The organism is Methanococcus maripaludis (genome assembly GCF_002945325.1).
Classification (GTDB): Archaea; AGJL01; Methanococci; order Methanococcales; family Methanococcaceae; genus Methanococcus; species Methanococcus maripaludis.
Map to the genome: position 1 here is coordinate 1,118,447 of NZ_CP026606.1, position 16,400 is coordinate 1,134,846.

Here is a 16,400-nt window from a genome sequence, read left to right on the forward strand (position 1 = left end):
TGGTAAAATGACTCAAAAAAGAGAAATTGCAGTTTTTCTGTCATTTGTATTTTTTGGATCGGCAATAATCTATTCATTATTTAATATAAATGCCGTAGAGGGTGTAAATTATATCTACACTCAAAATTATATCGTTCCAAACTTAATAACGGCAGTTCTGTTCGACTGGCGAGGTTTTGACACTCTTGGAGAATGTATGATTCTTGTAACTTCTGTTTTAGTTACCGGAATGGTTTTTGGAAGAGGATTATTCGAAACAGAATTTTTAAAAGAAGTTTATTCAGACTCTAAACCAGAATCCGATACTGAAATTGGATTTACTTCAATAATTAAAGTTTTAGCAATGCCTTTCAGTATATTATTAATGGCTTTGGGAATTTCCATAATATTGGGCGGGCACATAACTCCAGGTGGAGGATTTCAGGGTGGTTCTTTAATTGCAGCAGCATATATTTTAAGCATCGTTGCATTTGGATCAAAAACTCCAATTAAATTTAAACACCACTTTTTAGAGTCTTTAGAATCTTTCGGAGCGATATTATTCATGTCTTTAGGGGTTCTTGGAATAATTGTTTCAGGGTATTATCTCTTTAATTTTGGAGATTTATTTGGATATCCTGTATTTTTATCCCCTTCAGGACTTGAAAATACTGGAATTATTCCTTATTTGAATATTGCAGTAGGTTTAAAGGTTTTAGCAGGTCTTTCAACAATTACATTCCTATTAACTGGTGAAAAGGTAGTTAAAGACTACATCGTCAGGGAATAGTCGGTGATACAATGTACAATTTAGCACTCAATCAAATCATGACTTTAAATTTGAATTTTGTGGCCATTATCGGCGTTTTAGTTGGTCTTCTTTTGGGATTAAAAATAGAAAATAAAAATAACGTAATTTTATGGTTACTTGGAGCATTAATTATCTCGTATTTAATGGGCCCAACGCCTTATTATGAATCAATACCATTTTCACACATATTTTTCTCAGGAATTGTAGGAATTTTAATCGGTAGTGGAATTAAAGGTATTTCCGGGCGATAATATGATAGTAACAGACATCAAAAAATGCAGGACTTACGAAGAATGTGAAAACTGTAAAAGCAAGGAAATTTCAAAATGCATGGAAGTTTGCCCGACAAATGCAATAAAAATGATTGATGGTAAGGCATTTTCTTGCATTACTTGTGGAACCTGTGCAAAAGAATGTCCGACCGGCGCAATTAAGAAAAACGAATATGGCGGATACTACGTTAACAGAAAACTCTGTACTGGATGCGGGATCTGTAAAAATGCGTGTCCTATCGATATAATTGATATAAGGGAAGATTCAACTGGAAAAGCTTATCCTACGGGAATGTGCGTAATGTGCGGGCTCTGTACTACTGAATGTCCTTATAATGCAAGACTTTACTTTGACCCGAGCAGCCTTAAAAATACCAAAAATAAAATGTTAATGGAAAGATATTCTACAATTTTTAAAATGATGGGTAAAACTTACGAATTCCCTGAACAAAAACACGTAAAAATTGTAAAACCTACTGAAAGAATGTTAAGGCATTCGATTTCAATAGATTCTGAAAAGTGCGTAGAATGCGGAAAATGTATTTACGTATGTCCTAAAGACACGATTATCGAAGCAGAAATAGTTGACGGATGTACAAGATGTAATATTTGTAATGAAGTATGTCCTGTTGATGCAATAAAATACGGTGAAGTTACTGAAAACTGCATACTCTGCGGAAACTGTATTTCAAAGTGTCCTAAAGATGCTTTAGAAATTTCTGAATTTAAAGTTGTAAAAACAAAAGAAGACGTAAAAGCAAACCCTGAAAAACACTGTATAAACTGCGGTCTTTGTGTTGATAAATGTCCTTCAAATGCTTTAAGATTTGAGAACGGAAAAATACTCTACGATCCAAAAACCTGTACTTTGTGCAACACCTGCGTTAAAGAGTGCCCGCAGGGAGTTAGAATAAATAAAGGAGGATTTGTTGACGGCGGATGCGTACTCTGCGAGGTATGTATTAAAGAATGTCCAGAAGATGCAATCTCTATTAAAGAAAGGTCAAAATTCACTTCAATTGACAAAAAAGAATGTATTGCATGTGGAACCTGTTCAATGGTCTGTCCAAACGATGCAATAACAGTAAAAATTGATAGTTTAAATTTCAGTGGAAATAAGGTTCATTCCGAAGTTATTTTTAATGATAACTGTGTACTCTGCGAAAAATGTGCAATACACTGTCCAAGGGACGTTATTGAAAATACGTCAGGATACAAAAAAGTTGTGGATCCTGAAAATTCATACATACGGGTGGATGACGGCTACTGTGTAAAATGTGGGCTCTGCACTATAATCTGTCCAAACGATGCAATAGATAAGGGTGAAATAACTACTGAACGTTGCGAATACTGTTCAGCATGTGTTAACATCTGTCCTACAAGAGCTATAAGAATCTACAGAACATGGAATGAAAAAACCAAATAATTTAAGCAAAGGGATAATCATGACGTTAAAAGGACTTACAAAAGTGTTTATTTCTGGTTTTTACGAGAATCTGGAACGAATAATTCTCGGAAGCGATAGATACACATCAAAAGAGATGACAGCAGAGATTTTAAAAGGTATTGAACTTCCTAGTTCAGTATTTTCTGAAATCTGTATTGGATGCGGAGGATGTAAAAACGCATGTCCTACAAATGCTATCGAAATGATACCTGTAGAACCTGTTAAAATTACTGAAACTTATTCCAAAGAAGCAATTCCAAAAATAGACTATGATAAATGCGTATACTGTTTATACTGTCATGATTTCTGTCCTGTATTTGCCTTATTTAATGAAGTATCTCCAATTCACCCAAGGCACGTTGGGGAAGACATTGTTTTAGTAGATCTTTCAAAATTACTGGAAAAACCGATCGAAATTCCTGAAGAACAGCTATCAAAGATTGCTAAAATACTTTCAATTAACATTTCAGGAATCGTTAAGCGGGAAAAGAAAGCGAACTCAAAAGTGTAAGGTGTAGTCATGTTAAAAGAGCTTTCAAGAAAGAAAAATATTCACGTCATGCTTGTTTATACTGGCGGATGTAATGGTTGCGATATTGAAGTTGTAAACTGTGTTTTATCTCCATTTTATGATGCAGAGCAGTACAACGTATTTTTAACGTGGAATCCAAGAGAAGCAGATGTTTTGGTAGTAACTGGCTGTGTTACAAAGGCAGTTTCTGCATCACTTAAAAAAATATATGATGAAATTCCTGAACCAAAAGCCGTAGTTGCTGCAGGGGCCTGTGCGTTGATGGGCGGTGTTTACAATAATATTGGTGCAGATTTGGGAACTTCCACATTTATTGATGGTCCTGTTGAAAATATAATCCCTGTTGACATAAAAGTTCCAGGATGCCCACCAAGACCTGAGGACGTTATCACGGGAATTGTAAAAGCGTTGCCAAAAATCTTGAATGGATGAGGAGATAATTATGTTTGAAAATATTTTAACACTGGAAACGTTTGAAATTATCCTTTCAATGATTGGAATTCCATTAATAGCTTTTGCAATATCTACATGGATCCCAGGAATTCAAAGAAAAATCCAGGCAAGAATTCAGCAAAGAAAAGGTCCATCCATATCTTCTCCGGGTTTTTGGGCGATATTTAAGTATTTATACAAAGAAGCAAAAGAACCGGTTTCAGATCTTCCAAAACTCTTCAAATTCATGCCTTTATTAAGTTTTATCATAGTATGGATGGTTTTGGCATTAACTACTGTTGTACATTTCCACGTTCTTTCAAACGAGATTGGTATAATCGGTCTTTTAAAAATTGAGGAAATGGGCTACATTATAATGGGTTCACTTGCTTCAACAGTAATGGGAATTCGAATGCCGTTCATTGATGAATGTAAGGGCAGTGGATACTTAAAAACTATAAAAATAACTTTGGGGCAGCTTTCGGCAGTAAGGGCATTTAAAATGATAACTGTTGGATCATTTCCATTTTATTTAGCAACTTTACTTCCATTTATACCTCATAAATCGATATTTTTGAATAATTTAATAGGAAATAGTTTTTTATTTACTTTAGGCGGATTATTTGGAGCTTTAGCATACATTATTGGATATATAATTATGACGAAAGACTACCCATTTTCAATAATGCACACGAAGGCGGACGTTATAGAAGGCCCTACGATGGAATACTCTGGAAAATACAGGGCACTTTACTTAAGCGTAAAAGAACTTTTAATGATAACCCTTGGAAGCTTGTTTGCAACTCTTTACTTGGGAATTGCACCAGATATATTAAACCCGATTACGATAGTAATGAACTTTGCAGTAGCGTTGATATTCCCGATAATTTCTGCAGTAGTTAGTGCATACACACCAGTATTTACATTCAGGCAGGTTTACCCAGTTTCATTATTTGCAACAGTTCTTGGACTCATTGGAGCACTCCTCGCACTCCTTGGAGTTTAATTATTATCTTACTTTTTTGAATTTAATTTTTAATTAATTTTAAGATCTACCGTATGAATTACCAGTTAACACTTTTAAAACAACTCCAATGAAAAACCCAAATGCGCTGACAATTACTACTGAAATATTATTTGCAAGAATATATGGTCCCATATTTCCAAGCGGGAGGCTGTACACAAGGCTACTGTTTAACATGTGTAGCAGGTACGCTTCATAAATTATAATGTTAAAAATAAGTATTATTGGAAAAGTACTGTAAATCCTATTTGATTTTATATAAAATCCTGAAAAAAGTCCGATTGTAAAAAACAGAAGAATTAACAGATAATTCATAAGACCACCTGATTAAAACAAGTAAACTTCAACGAATTCGTCCTTTTCATATCCTTCAATATTTTCTTTTATCATTAAGTATCCGTCTGCTTTAGTCATAGATGATAAAACTCCGCTTCCAGTTATTCTTAATGGCTCAATTTTGGTGAATCCTTCACTTTCTATAAGTTTTACCCTTACAATATCAGTTCTGCCAAGGGAAGATGCAATATTTCGATTTATTTGAAGTTTAACCGATTTTCGAGGTTTGAAATAATTTGCAATAAAGAGTTCAAACTGTACTGCTGACGCAACAGGATACCCTGAAAGAACGAATAAAAGTTTCTTTTTACCATCAATTTCCGCTTCTGCAAAGCCAACGGGACGCCCAGGCCTTATCTGAACGCCATGGAAAATTATATTGCCAATTTTTTTAATTATCTCGATTGTGTAGTCCCTATCTCCTACAGACGTTCCCCCTGTTGTAATTACAACATCATTTTCCAAAAGCACTTTTTTTATTGCTTTTTCAAGTTCTTCACGGTTGTCTGGAACTTTTCTATAGGCTGTCGGGGATAAACCCGTTTCTTTTACAAGATCTGAAATCATCATAGAATTTGAATTAACAATCATTGCTGTTTTTTCAAGCTGTTCAACACTTTCAAGGTCTTCAATATCAAGTAATTCATCCCCTGTTGCAATAACTCCAATTTTTAAAGAGTAACACTTTATTTTTTTTATTCCAAGCGATGAAATAAGGGCAACGTGGTAAGGAGTAATTACCTCTCCTTTTTTAATAATAAGATCTCCAGTTTTCACGTCTTCTCCGATTCGGGATACATTTTCATTTGGGTGAACTCCTGAATATATCTCAACGAAAGAATCGTATTCTTTAGTGTATTCTTTCATTACAACTGCATTTGAATTTTCTGGAAGTTTCATGCCAGTTGAAAGCCTGTAAATTTCTTCTTCGTTTATCGAATCAGTTTTAACTAAATTTAAGATAATCGGGTTTGTCTGTGACGCTCCAAAGGTATCTTCTGCAATCACTGCATAGCCGTCCATTGCTGAACGATTAAACATCGGGATATTGCAGGGAGCATGAACATTTTCAAAGCAGATTTTACCAAATGCTTTATTTATTTCAATATTTTCAAATTTATCCTCTAATATTTCTTCAAATTTTTCAAAAACTTTATTTTTAGCATCACTGCGACTAATCAATTCTTTTACAAATTTCATATGATTCACCCGAGGTATTCTGGAGGAATTTTAAATAACTGTGCTTAAATAGTTTACATTTTAACGAAAGTGCATAAATTAAATACTCATTTGAGGTTAATTATTTTTACTATCTTCGACGTATTTATAATGGTGAGATTTTGAACAAAGATTTAAGGCCTATAATTTGGAACGATTCGGAAAAAACGCTTGTATTAATCGATCAAAGGAAATTACCAAATGAATTAGTATATTTTGAATGCAAAAATTACAAAGATGTATGTTTTGCAATAAAAGACATGGTTGTCAGAGGAGCTCCAGCAATAGGCGTTGCGGCAGCTTACGGAATGGCTTTAGCTGAATTAAATGGGGAAGATATGGATAAAGCATATCTTGAATTAAAAGAAACACGACCAACTGCAGTAAATCTGTTTTGGGCACTTGAAAAAATTATTACTGCAAAAAACTCTGGAAAATCACTACTAAAAGAAGCTAAATTAATCCATGAAGAAGATATAGAACTTTGCAGAAAAATCGGGGAAATTGGAGAAGTTTTAATTGATGATTGCGATACTATTTTAACGCACTGTAATGCCGGAGCACTTGCAACATCTGCTTACGGTACAGCTTTAAGTGTAATTAGATTTGCACACTACAACGGAAAAAAAATTAATGTATTATCTGACGAAACAAGACCAAGACTTCAGGGTGCAAAATTAACCTGTTTTGAATTAAATTATGAAAATATTCTTGTAAAAGCGATATGTGACAATACTGCAGGTTTCATGATGAGTAAAGGGCTTGTTGACAAGATAATAGTTGGTGCTGACAGGATTCTTTCCGATTATCACGTTTTTAATAAAATTGGAACGTATTCGCTTGCAATACTTGCAAAATACCATAATATTCCTTTTTACGTTGCAGCACCGTATTCTACATTTGATTTTGAAAGCAAATTAGAAGATATTGTTATCGAAGAGCGAGATGAATCCGAAGTAACACATATTGATAATGTACGGATTGTGGCAGAAGGGGTTTCTGCATACAATTTTGCATTTGATTGCACTCCTCCAGAACTCATTACTGGAATAATCACTGAAAAAGAGATAATTTATCCAAATAAATAATCCCAAGTTTTTTTATTTTTTTACATTAATTTTAATCAAAACGATTTTAAAATGAAATAAACTAAACTATTGAAAAATATTTTATAATATGCGCTATACTCTACATTACAGTATAAATACCATAATAATCATTAGTTTTGTTAATGTTTACGAACGAATCAACGAAGAATAAATCTATATTGTAAGGTGAAATGGTGTATTTAATCGCAGATTGGAGAAGATCACACTACTCAAAAGATGTAATCCCTGAAATGGACGGTCAGGAAGTTACTTTAATGGGCTGGGTTCACTCCATAAGGGCGCTTGGAAAATTAGCATTTGTAATTTTGAGAGACAGGGCAGGAACAATTCAGGCCGTAGTCCCAAAACAAAAAGTCGATGAAGAAACATTTGAGATTGCAAAAAAATTAGGAAAAGAAGATATAGTTGCAATCAAAGGAAAAGTTGTTGCAAACGAAAAAGCTCCAAAAGGATTTGAAGTAATCCCTATCGAAATAAGGGTATTAAATAAAGCCGATGCACCGCTTCCACTCGATCCTTCAGAAAAAGTTTCTGCAGAAATCGATACAAGGCTTGACAAAAGGTTTTTAGATATTAGAAGACCTAAAATTCAGGCAATATTTAAAATAAGGTCTGAAATGTTGAAATCAATTAGAAAAACATTTGCAGATGAAGGATTTATTGAAGTAAATACTCCAAAATTAGTTGCAAGTGCAACAGAAGGTGGAACTGAATTATTCCCTATTTCATACTTTGAAAAAGAGGCATTTTTAGGTCAAAGCCCACAGCTTTACAAACAGATGATGATGGCAGGTGGATTTGACAAAGTATTTGAAATTGCACAGATTTTCAGGGCAGAAGAACACAACACAAGAAGACACTTAAACGAAGCAATTTCAATCGACTCAGAAATGTCATTTGTAAACGAAAAAGATGCTATGGCAATGCTTGAAAAAGTAGTTTACAACTGCTACAGCGATATCGAATACAACAGACCTAATGAAATAGAACTTTTAGAATTAAACTGGGAAATTCCTGAAAAAACATTTGATAAAGTAACTTACACCGAAGCAATCGATATTGCAATTGCAAAAGGCGTAGAAATCGAATGGGGAGAAGATTTATCAAGAGCAGCAGAAAGAGCTGTTGGTGATGAAATGGGTGGCCTTTACTTTATTACAGAATGGCCAACACAGACAAGACCATTTTACACCCTACCACACAAACACGACAACAAAGTCTGTAAAGCATTTGACTTAATGTACAAAGAACTTGAAATATCATCCGGAGCTCAAAGGGTTCACAAATACGACCTTTTAGTTCAAAATATTTCAAACATGGGTCTGAATCCAGATTCATTTGAAACATACCTTGAAGCATTCAAATACGGTATGCCTCCACACGCAGGATGGGGACTTGGTGCTGACAGATTTGCAATGGTTTTAACCGCACAGGACAACATTAGAGAATGTGTTTTATTCCCAAGAGACAGGCAGAGATTAACTCCATAATCTTTGCTTTTTTTATTAAATCTAATAATACAGATTTATATAAAAAGAAATTTAACTTATGTTATTTTCTAAAAAAGGTGAAATTTATGGTTTCTAAAGATGATGTATTGAATGCGTTAAAACAGGTAGCAGACCCGCACATGGGCATCAGCATTGTTGATATGGGACTTATAACTGACGTGGAAACTGATGACGAAGGAAACGTTTCATTTACATTAACTCCTACAAACCCAGGATGTATGAGTGTAATTCACATGGCAGGTGGCGCAAAACAGGTTGTAGCAGATCTTGAAGGCGTTAAAAAAGTTAACGTTACCGTTAAAGGACACATGATGGAAGAAGATATAAACAAAATATTAAGCGATGAACCAATCGAAAAACAATAATTTTTACTTTTTTCATTTAGATATATAATTTAAAATTTACGCATTTAAATTTGTTAGAGATGATGTTTAATGTTTCAAAAACCCAAAGGAACCCGGGATTTTTTACCTGAAGAAATGAAAAAAAGGAAAACAATAGAAAAAAAACTAAGGAAAGTTTTTGATAGCTACAATTTTTCTGAAATAAATACGCCTACATTTGAAAGTTTTGAATTACTCTCCAAAAAAACTGGCGATGAAATTAGAACACAGCTTTTTGTATTTAGGGACCACGGGGACCGAGAAATGGGTTTAAGGCCTGAGTTGACATCCTCAGTTGCAAGGTTTTACATAAATGAATTTAAAAACACGCCAAAACCGGTAAAACTCTACTACTTTACGAACTGTTTTAGATACGAAAATCCACAAGCTGGAAGATATAGGGAATTTTGGCAGATGGGTTCGGAGTTAATCGGAAGTAAAAAGCCAATCGCAGATGCCGAAGTTGTAAATATGGCAATAGAAGGTTTAAAAGAAATTAACATGGATTTTGAAATACACATTGGGCATTTAGGTGTTTTAAAAGGTGTTTTTGAAAAATACAATCTTTCAGACGACGAAGGAAACGAAATAAGACGTCTAATCGATAAAGAAGACATGGATGGTTTAAAATCTGCCCTGGGTAGAATCGAATCTGAAAAAAACATTGAAATTTCTAAAAAAGTATTTGAAGTTTTAGATTTAAAAGGCGGAAAAGAAGTAATTCCAATATTAAAGGAAAAATTAGCCGATTTTGAAAGTTCAGTAGCTGCTTTAGAAAATCTTGACAGCATCCTTGAATTTGTACCTCATGATTACGTTATAAACTTTGGAATTGCAAGAGGACTTGACTACTACACCGGAATGGTCTTTGAAGTTTACGGTAAAAAAGAAGGTGCAAGACAGGTTTGTGGTGGCGGAAGGTACGATAATTTAATTGAACTCTTCGAAGGTGAACCAAGCCCTGCAGTTGGTTTTGCTTATGGTTTTGACAGGATTATGTTAAATATTGACGACTTTGAAGTTGAAAACGAATCAATATTTGTAGTTCCGGTTAAAAGCAGTGAAATGCTTTTAAAAGAATGTTTGAAAATCGCAAAAACATTAAGGGACTCCGGAAAATCAGTAGAAGTAGATTTAATGGGAAGAAAATTAAATAAAGCACTCAACTATGCAAACACGAAAAACATCAAAAAAGTGCTGATTGTCGGTGAAAATGATATTATGACTGGAAAAGTATCTTTGAAAAATATGGAAACCGGAGAACAGTCATTAATTGAATTAAATGATATTTTAAATATCTAATTGGATTTTAAATTTTTAATAAAATATTTTAAAAATTATTTAAAAAGAATTATTTCGATTGTGGATACGTTAATGGACTTTCCATCTTCTCCTTGTATATGGTCAGTTCCCAAATTTATTTCTTTAATTTTGATTTCAGGCATGAATCTTTTTCTAACCATTTCTTCAACATCAACAGCCCTGCTGATTGCCTTGCCCCTCGCTTTTACTATTACTTCCTGGGCATTTTCGGAGTTAAATTGAGTAATCACTGCAAGCACGTAGTTCATTACGCCTTTGTTTCCAACGTAAACAATATTGTCCATCGTATCCCTCCTTAAAGTTAACATATTAATTTTGATATATATAATTTATTAATTAATCCTTATCGCAGGAACGTGAATATTGAGACTATTTAGAACAGTTTTGGTGCAAATATGACCAATTTAGATTTTAAAATGGATATTGAAGGACTTAATGCTATTTCTTCAAAGCTTTTTGACTGGGAAATCTTAAAAAATCTTTCAGAATATATTGTATTTACAGAGTACGTTGGAAAAGGGCACAGGGGCGTAGTTTTCAAAGCATTTAGTGATAAATACGTGGATGAAAATGGAAATCATATTATTTTAGCAGTAAAAATTCCAAGAATCGACGCTCCAAAAGTTACAATTCCAAACGAAGGAAGAATCTTGAAAAAAACCAATGAATTTGGGGTAGGTCCAAAAGTTTACGAGTATTCGGAAAACCACATGGTAATGGAATATGTTGATGGGGAAATGCTAAAAGATTGCATTGATAATTTGACTCCGGAAGAACTCTTGTATGTAATTGAAGAAACTTTAAGGCAGTGTCTTCGGTTAGATCTCCATAAAATTGATCACACCGAAATTCAGGGTGGAAAGCATGTTATGGTTTCAAAAAAAGGAGTTTACATTATAGATTTCGATAAGGCACGTGAACACAGCCCTAAAAACTTTACAAGCGCAATGTCTTTATTATTTGGGGAAAACTATATATCAAAGAAAATAATGCATTTATTAAACCTTTCAGAAGAAAAGATTATATTATTCAGAAAATATGCAAAAAATTATAAAACATTGTTTAAAAACTAATTAAATGGATTTATGGCGATAGAATGGTAAAAATTATTGAGAATAAATTAATCGATGCAGAACCTTTAAAAGATGCGGTTTTAATTGAAGGACTTCCTGGAATCGGTCACGTTGGAAGAGTAGCCGCAGAACACATCGTTGAAGAATTTAACGGTGAAAAGGTTCTTGAATTATACTGCGATGATTTTCCACCTCAAATCGTTGTAAAAGACGATGGAACAATTGAATACATGAAAAACGAATTTTACATTGTAAAAGAACCGGTTCCAATGGTAATTGTTCTTGGAAATACCCAAGCATTATCTCCAAAAGGGCAGTACGTTCTTTCAGAGAAAATTGTGGATATTGGAATGAAATACGGAGCTACAAAAACATACACACTTGGCGGATTTGGAATTGGAAAAATTTCAGACGAATTAAAAGTTTACGTTGCATCCACTTCAAAAGAACTTTCAGAACAGCACAAGGAACTTGGTGCAGAATTCAGAACTGATGGGGGAAGTATTATCGGTGCAGCAGGTTTAATGCTTAAATTTTCAAAATTAAAAGGAATTAAAGGAATTTGTTTAATGGGCGAAACTCCAGGATATTTGGTTGACCCAAAATCTGCTGGAAATGTACTTGAAATGCTTTCCAAAGCAATCGGGTTTGAAATCGATATGAAAAAACTCGATGAAAGAGCAAAAGAAATGGAAAAATTCATAGAAAAAGTGCAGATGCAGGAGCAAGGAATGCAGGCTCCACAACATCAAGATGATTTAAGCTACATTGGATAACTTTTTTAATTTTTTTATTTTAAAATCTTAAACCCTGTTCTTTTAAAAATCCAGAAACCTGTCTTTTCAAGTGTTCATCTTTTGAAGTTATACCTTGTGGATAAACAAATGCTTTATCGTCTATATTTATTCGTGGATAGTCCATTTCGAGGGTTACTTCCTCTAAAAGACATTTTTTAAGGTACATTGTTGTTTTTGTAAGATTCATAAGTGCAGGGGACTTAAAAGGCGGATTATTTCTTGGCAATCTCCATTTTGTTCCATAATATGAAATGTAATCAGGATTTATCAAAATAAAAACTTCCCCGTATATTTCAAGAACAAGGGTCCATGAAAAAATTCCCCTTGTAAATCCTAAAAGTCTTCCTAAGTATGAAGTTTTAGGGTTATCATAACATACTTTTAAAGTCCTGCCAACGATTCTTGAAAGTGCTTCTTTTGAATGAATCTCTTTTGGATTCGTTGGAAGCGAAGTTTTTGGCAGAATATTTGTTGGAATGCATTTTAAAGGTTTTACCATGTGCAATGCACTAAGCGGATAAAAATAGTGATGATTTTTTTTATTTAACATCACCACCCCTTCAATTAACCCATTAAAATCGCATTTTACGATTTTTCCCCTGTACGTATTAAATGATTTATTCAGCGTAAATTCTGCAAGGACGTCCTTACAAAGAGCTTTTTTTGGTTTCAAAATAAAACCTCCTGATTAAATAGTCGTGTAAATTGTAATTATGTAAAAAATAAAAGTAGTTAAAAAGAATTAGAATAATTCTTGTAATTTTATTTGGTAAGGACCTAATTTTCCACCGTAGTTTCCAGCAGTGATTTTTTTAACGCCGGGAATTGTTACTGCAGCTTTAATTCCTGCTTTCATAGCAGCAGCAACTGAAGCTTCGTCGATACCGTCGATAACGATTTCATAAACCCCGTTAACATCTGCTGGAATTTCTGTTCCTTCAACAGTTTCTTTTAACGTAGGGCACATTTTTTCGTTTGTTGTTGCAGCCATGAAGCTGTATTTAGGGTTTGTGTATCCTACTTTACTTCCTGAAGCTACAATTCCCCCGGTAAATGGTGTAATTGTTTTTTCAACTTCGCTGATTGCGTCAACTGCAGCTTCTGCAGCCATTAATGCAGCCATGTTGTTTTCAGCCATAATGAAGAAGTTACCTCCTGCAACTCCTTTTTTAATTCCAAGTTTACTTTCAATGAGGAAGTCTCCGCCCATGATTGGAATTGAGTAAAGTGTTTTTCCGCATTCTTCGCATTTTACTTTTTTCTCGTATCCGTCGCCGAAGTATTTTAATTTGAAACCAACTTTTAATTCTTCTGTAGCATCTTCGCCCATTGCGTTGAATACTGCTGTTGTTGGGGCTGTTAATACACACTGTCCGATTCTTTCTAATAATTGGTGTTCGATTTCTGCTTTTTTAGGGTGACAGATTTCAATAATGTATCCCGGTCTTCCGTCAGGTGTTTCTGCAGGTGATACGTATTTTTCAATACCTGCTTCAGCTGGGCACATGATAACTGAGCATGCAAATCCTGTTGCTTCAGTTGCAGCTGCTTTTGCTAATCTTTCTGTTGCTGCTGTGATTAATACTCTTGAAACCCAGATCGGGAATCCTTCTGCGAATGTATCTTCAATTACTACACCGTTTAGTTCCATGTTATTCCTCCGTACTTATTATATAGACAGAAAGAATATGAAAAAACTATTATTAATATTTTTTTATTTGATTTTGGAAAACAAGGGCATTAATTGCCTTTAAAAAGAAAATAACCATTAATAATTCCCAATTTTTTATAAAAAAGCTTTTTAGTCAATATTCAAAAATCATCTTCCAATAATATGTGAAATTTTAAGGCATTTTGGAATTAATTTTAGAATTTAAATTTTTTCATATAAAATGCTAATATTAAAGGGCCCAAAAGGGCTCTTTAAATGATATTTACTATTAATATTCACTTCATTTATTTTTTAGCTTTTCAATTTCTTCCTCAACTTCTTCTGCACCTTCGGCATAGAATTTTTCTTCATCTGGGCTAAGCTCTTTTAAAAGTCTTAAGAACTCTCCAGCATGTACTCTTTCCTCATCAGCTATATCCTTTAAGACCTCAATAGCAAGTTCGTTATCGGTTGATTCTGCTAACTGCATATAGAGCTGTATTGCTTCATATTCAGCTGCGATCATAAAACGTATAGAACGAATTAATTCCTCATCAGTTAATTTTCTGTCTTTTGCAACTCCTGCAAAGGGATGTCCAAAATCTGGCATAAAAAAAGCCTCCTTCTTTTTTTATATTTTAATAATTTTCTTTTTTTACTTAAAAATAATTTTGGGAATAGTTATATACCAGACATAGTTCAGGTGCTTTTTTGCCCATTATAAAAAAGTCTTTTAGTCAATATTCAAAAATCCCCTTCCAACAATATGCGAAATTCTAAGACATTCTGGAATTTTACTTCTAAGCCTTGTTTTTTTGATTACTTTGCATGCATCTTCAAAACTTATCCCGATACACTGAATGAATATATTTTCAAAAGGTTCAGGTTTTGGAAATGATTCCAACATTTCAATTTTTTCAGGAAAATCAAAAAAATATTTTTTTAAAGCAGATTTCATTTTTAAAAGATCAGGCTCTTTTTCCATAACTGCAATTACCGGAATTTTTGTTTCATTGTAAATTTTAACAATATCTGCAATATTAAAACCGCCAAAAGTAACGCCGTCTAAAAAAATGGCATTTATTTTTGTAAAATGTTTATCTTTTACAATTTTCAAAATATGTTCAGTCGAATCAAATCCGTCCTTTTCTATTTTTTTAAACAATATTTCATCGACTATTTTGTTACCCCTCATGTAAGTTCCAATAATCAGCGCTTCTTTATCAGACTTGTTAAACGGCGCATCATCAATACCAATAACTCCAATTTCATCTTTATATTCCAAATTATCCCTTTAGAGATTATTTACCATTTCAACAATTTTTTTAGATATTTCATCTTTACTTCCTGAAACTTTCAAAGCTTTTTCTTTATCGATAATCAAAACTTCGTTTGAGTCGTCGCCAAAATAATGTTTTGAAAGGTCGTTTGCAACAATTATATCTAAATTATATTTTTCAAGCCTTATTTTCGCTTTTTCCGTTAATTCATCTAAATTTGTCCCGTATTCTGCTTTATATCCCACAATGATTTTTTGAGGGAATTTTTTTCTAAGTTCATCCAACACTTTGGGAGTTTGTTTTAAATTTATAACTTGTGTTTTTATATCTGAACTTAATTTTCCTTCAAAATTAGTTTCAGGAGCATAATCTGAAATTGCGGCACATGAAATAATTATATCTGCATTTTCCCCAAGTTCAAGAGCTTTTTTAAGCATTTCTTCTGAAGTGATCACGTTTTCTGATTTTATATAATATGGAACATCTTTTCCAAGTCCTTTTATCACTTCAACGTTGTAATTGTTCTTACAAAATTCTTCTGCAAGTGAAACACCGGTTTTTCCAGACGAAAGGTTTGTAATTACTCTGACTTTATCAATTGGTTCAGCAGTTCCGCCTGATAAAATAAGTACTTTTTTTCTTTCTTCTTTTTTATCGGAAAACACATCAATTGCAAGCTTTGAAACTTCATCAATTGAAATTGCTTTTGCTTTTTCTTCTTCCATTTTCGAGCCCATTACAAAAACATTATTTTTTTCAGAAAGGTTTTTTATGTGGGGCTTAACGGTATCAAGCATATTCTGGTGCATTGATGGAGCAATTATAATTGGCTTTTTTTCTAAAAACATCATTGCAGTCGTGTTTACAATGTTATCTGCAATATTTAGTGAAATTTTGGATATTATATTTGCAGTTGCAGGAAAAACTATCATTCCATCGCATTTGTTGTATAAATCGACATGTTCAATTTTTCCAGTAATTTTATCCATTACTTCGTTTCCGCATCCAAATTCAAATGAGTATTTTCCAACGATATCCTTTGTTTCTTCTGTCATTATGCAGTAAACTTCAGCACCGTGTCTGATTAATTCTCTCATCATTTTTGGTGCTTCAATCGCGGCAATCGATGAAGTAACTGCTACAACGAGTTTTTTACCATTCAGTAATTTGGATTTTGCTCCGTGGAGTGTTTTTGTAGGGTGCATTTAAATCTCCTTTTTTC

General features: G+C 33.5%; 20 protein-coding genes. 12 read left to right on the forward strand and 8 right to left on the reverse strand.

The window, feature by feature from the left end; all coding sequences use genetic code 11:
- The first annotated feature begins 7 nt into the window (after nucleotides 1-7).
- The 6 genes from MMJJ_RS06015 to MMJJ_RS06040 are packed head-to-tail and all read left to right on the forward strand — an operon-like array spanning nucleotide 8 to nucleotide 4,479.
- Complete coding sequence (locus MMJJ_RS06015; protein WP_013999921.1) at nucleotides 8-769, forward strand: Na(+)/H(+) antiporter subunit B; 762 nt, start codon at nucleotides 8-10, stop codon at nucleotides 767-769.
- Nucleotides 770-780: 11 nt separating this feature from the next.
- Nucleotides 781-1,041: a hypothetical protein gene (locus MMJJ_RS06020; RefSeq protein WP_011171569.1), complete on the forward strand. Its 261-nt coding sequence runs from the start codon at nucleotides 781-783 to the stop codon at nucleotides 1,039-1,041.
- A gap of 1 nt (nucleotide 1,042) precedes the next feature.
- Complete coding sequence (locus tag MMJJ_RS06025; RefSeq protein ID WP_104838077.1) at nucleotides 1,043-2,488, forward strand: 4Fe-4S binding protein; 1,446 nt, start codon at nucleotides 1,043-1,045, stop codon at nucleotides 2,486-2,488.
- A gap of 19 nt (nucleotides 2,489-2,507) precedes the next feature.
- On the forward strand, nucleotides 2,508-3,020 hold the full coding sequence (locus MMJJ_RS06030) for a 4Fe-4S binding protein (RefSeq protein WP_104838078.1): 513 nt from the start codon (nucleotides 2,508-2,510) through the stop codon (nucleotides 3,018-3,020).
- A 9-nt stretch (nucleotides 3,021-3,029) separates the two neighbouring features.
- Nucleotides 3,030-3,473, forward strand: coding sequence for an NADH-quinone oxidoreductase subunit B family protein (locus MMJJ_RS06035; RefSeq protein WP_104838079.1), 444 nt, complete (start codon nucleotides 3,030-3,032; stop codon nucleotides 3,471-3,473).
- A 10-nt stretch (nucleotides 3,474-3,483) separates the two neighbouring features.
- Nucleotides 3,484-4,479 carry a respiratory chain complex I subunit 1 family protein gene (locus MMJJ_RS06040; RefSeq protein WP_104838080.1) on the forward strand — a complete coding sequence of 332 codons (996 nt, stop codon included), beginning with the start codon at nucleotides 3,484-3,486 and terminating at the stop codon, nucleotides 4,477-4,479.
- Nucleotides 4,480-4,518: 39 nt separating this feature from the next.
- Here MMJJ_RS06040 and MMJJ_RS06045 read toward each other — a convergent pair whose 3' ends face one another.
- Both MMJJ_RS06045 and MMJJ_RS06050 read right to left on the reverse strand, forming a co-directional pair.
- The gene (locus MMJJ_RS06045) at nucleotides 4,519-4,812 is read right to left on the reverse strand and encodes a hypothetical protein (RefSeq protein ID WP_104838081.1); all 294 of its coding nucleotides are present in this window, start codon (nucleotides 4,810-4,812) and stop codon (nucleotides 4,519-4,521) included.
- A 12-nt stretch (nucleotides 4,813-4,824) separates the two neighbouring features.
- Complete coding sequence (locus tag MMJJ_RS06050; RefSeq protein ID WP_104838082.1) at nucleotides 4,825-6,033, reverse strand: molybdopterin molybdotransferase MoeA; 1,209 nt, start codon at nucleotides 6,031-6,033, stop codon at nucleotides 4,825-4,827.
- 140 nt (nucleotides 6,034-6,173) lie between these two features.
- On the opposite strand from MMJJ_RS06050, the gene mtnA reads away from it, so the two are divergent.
- From mtnA to hisS, 4 genes are all read left to right on the forward strand, one after another.
- Nucleotides 6,174-7,139: an S-methyl-5-thioribose-1-phosphate isomerase gene (gene mtnA, locus MMJJ_RS06055; RefSeq protein ID WP_104838083.1), complete on the forward strand. Its 966-nt coding sequence runs from the start codon at nucleotides 6,174-6,176 to the stop codon at nucleotides 7,137-7,139.
- Between the two features lie 194 nt (nucleotides 7,140-7,333).
- Entirely contained in the window at nucleotides 7,334-8,650 is a 1,317-nt protein-coding gene (gene aspS / locus MMJJ_RS06060; protein ID WP_104838084.1) for an aspartate--tRNA(Asn) ligase, read from the forward strand.
- Between the two features lie 86 nt (nucleotides 8,651-8,736).
- The gene (locus MMJJ_RS06065; protein ID WP_011171559.1) at nucleotides 8,737-9,036 is read left to right on the forward strand and encodes a metal-sulfur cluster assembly factor; all 300 of its coding nucleotides are present in this window, start codon (nucleotides 8,737-8,739) and stop codon (nucleotides 9,034-9,036) included.
- Between the two features lie 69 nt (nucleotides 9,037-9,105).
- Nucleotides 9,106-10,356, forward strand: coding sequence for a histidine--tRNA ligase (hisS, locus tag MMJJ_RS06070; RefSeq protein WP_104838085.1), 1,251 nt, complete (start codon nucleotides 9,106-9,108; stop codon nucleotides 10,354-10,356).
- 35 nt (nucleotides 10,357-10,391) lie between these two features.
- Here hisS and albA read toward each other — a convergent pair whose 3' ends face one another.
- The gene (gene albA / locus MMJJ_RS06075; RefSeq protein WP_104838086.1) at nucleotides 10,392-10,661 is read right to left on the reverse strand and encodes a DNA-binding protein Alba; all 270 of its coding nucleotides are present in this window, start codon (nucleotides 10,659-10,661) and stop codon (nucleotides 10,392-10,394) included.
- 111 nt (nucleotides 10,662-10,772) lie between these two features.
- Here albA and MMJJ_RS06080 point away from each other — a divergent pair, with 111 nt between their 5' ends.
- Both MMJJ_RS06080 and MMJJ_RS06085 read left to right on the forward strand, forming a co-directional pair.
- Entirely contained in the window at nucleotides 10,773-11,450 is a 678-nt protein-coding gene (locus MMJJ_RS06080) for an RIO1 family regulatory kinase/ATPase domain-containing protein (RefSeq protein ID WP_104838087.1), read from the forward strand.
- A gap of 23 nt (nucleotides 11,451-11,473) precedes the next feature.
- Entirely contained in the window at nucleotides 11,474-12,226 is a 753-nt protein-coding gene (locus MMJJ_RS06085; protein WP_104838088.1) for a proteasome assembly chaperone family protein, read from the forward strand.
- A gap of 19 nt (nucleotides 12,227-12,245) precedes the next feature.
- Here the strand turns inward: MMJJ_RS06085 and MMJJ_RS06090 are convergent, their stop codons facing one another.
- From MMJJ_RS06090 to coaBC, 5 genes are all read right to left on the reverse strand, one after another.
- On the reverse strand, nucleotides 12,246-12,920 hold the full coding sequence (locus tag MMJJ_RS06090) for a hypothetical protein (protein WP_011171554.1): 675 nt from the start codon (nucleotides 12,918-12,920) through the stop codon (nucleotides 12,246-12,248).
- Nucleotides 12,921-12,989: 69 nt separating this feature from the next.
- Nucleotides 12,990-13,898, reverse strand: a complete 909-nt coding sequence (fhcD, locus tag MMJJ_RS06095) for a formylmethanofuran--tetrahydromethanopterin N-formyltransferase (RefSeq protein WP_104838089.1) — start codon at nucleotides 13,896-13,898, stop codon at nucleotides 12,990-12,992.
- Nucleotides 13,899-14,199: 301 nt separating this feature from the next.
- Entirely contained in the window at nucleotides 14,200-14,508 is a 309-nt protein-coding gene (locus MMJJ_RS06100) for a ferritin family protein (RefSeq protein ID WP_104838090.1), read from the reverse strand.
- A gap of 123 nt (nucleotides 14,509-14,631) precedes the next feature.
- Complete coding sequence (locus tag MMJJ_RS06105) at nucleotides 14,632-15,183, reverse strand: endonuclease dU (protein ID WP_104838091.1); 552 nt, start codon at nucleotides 15,181-15,183, stop codon at nucleotides 14,632-14,634.
- A 9-nt stretch (nucleotides 15,184-15,192) separates the two neighbouring features.
- On the reverse strand, nucleotides 15,193-16,383 hold the full coding sequence (gene coaBC / locus MMJJ_RS06110) for a bifunctional phosphopantothenoylcysteine decarboxylase/phosphopantothenate--cysteine ligase CoaBC (RefSeq protein WP_104838092.1): 1,191 nt from the start codon (nucleotides 16,381-16,383) through the stop codon (nucleotides 15,193-15,195).
- Between the last annotated feature and the right edge of the window lie 17 nt (nucleotides 16,384-16,400).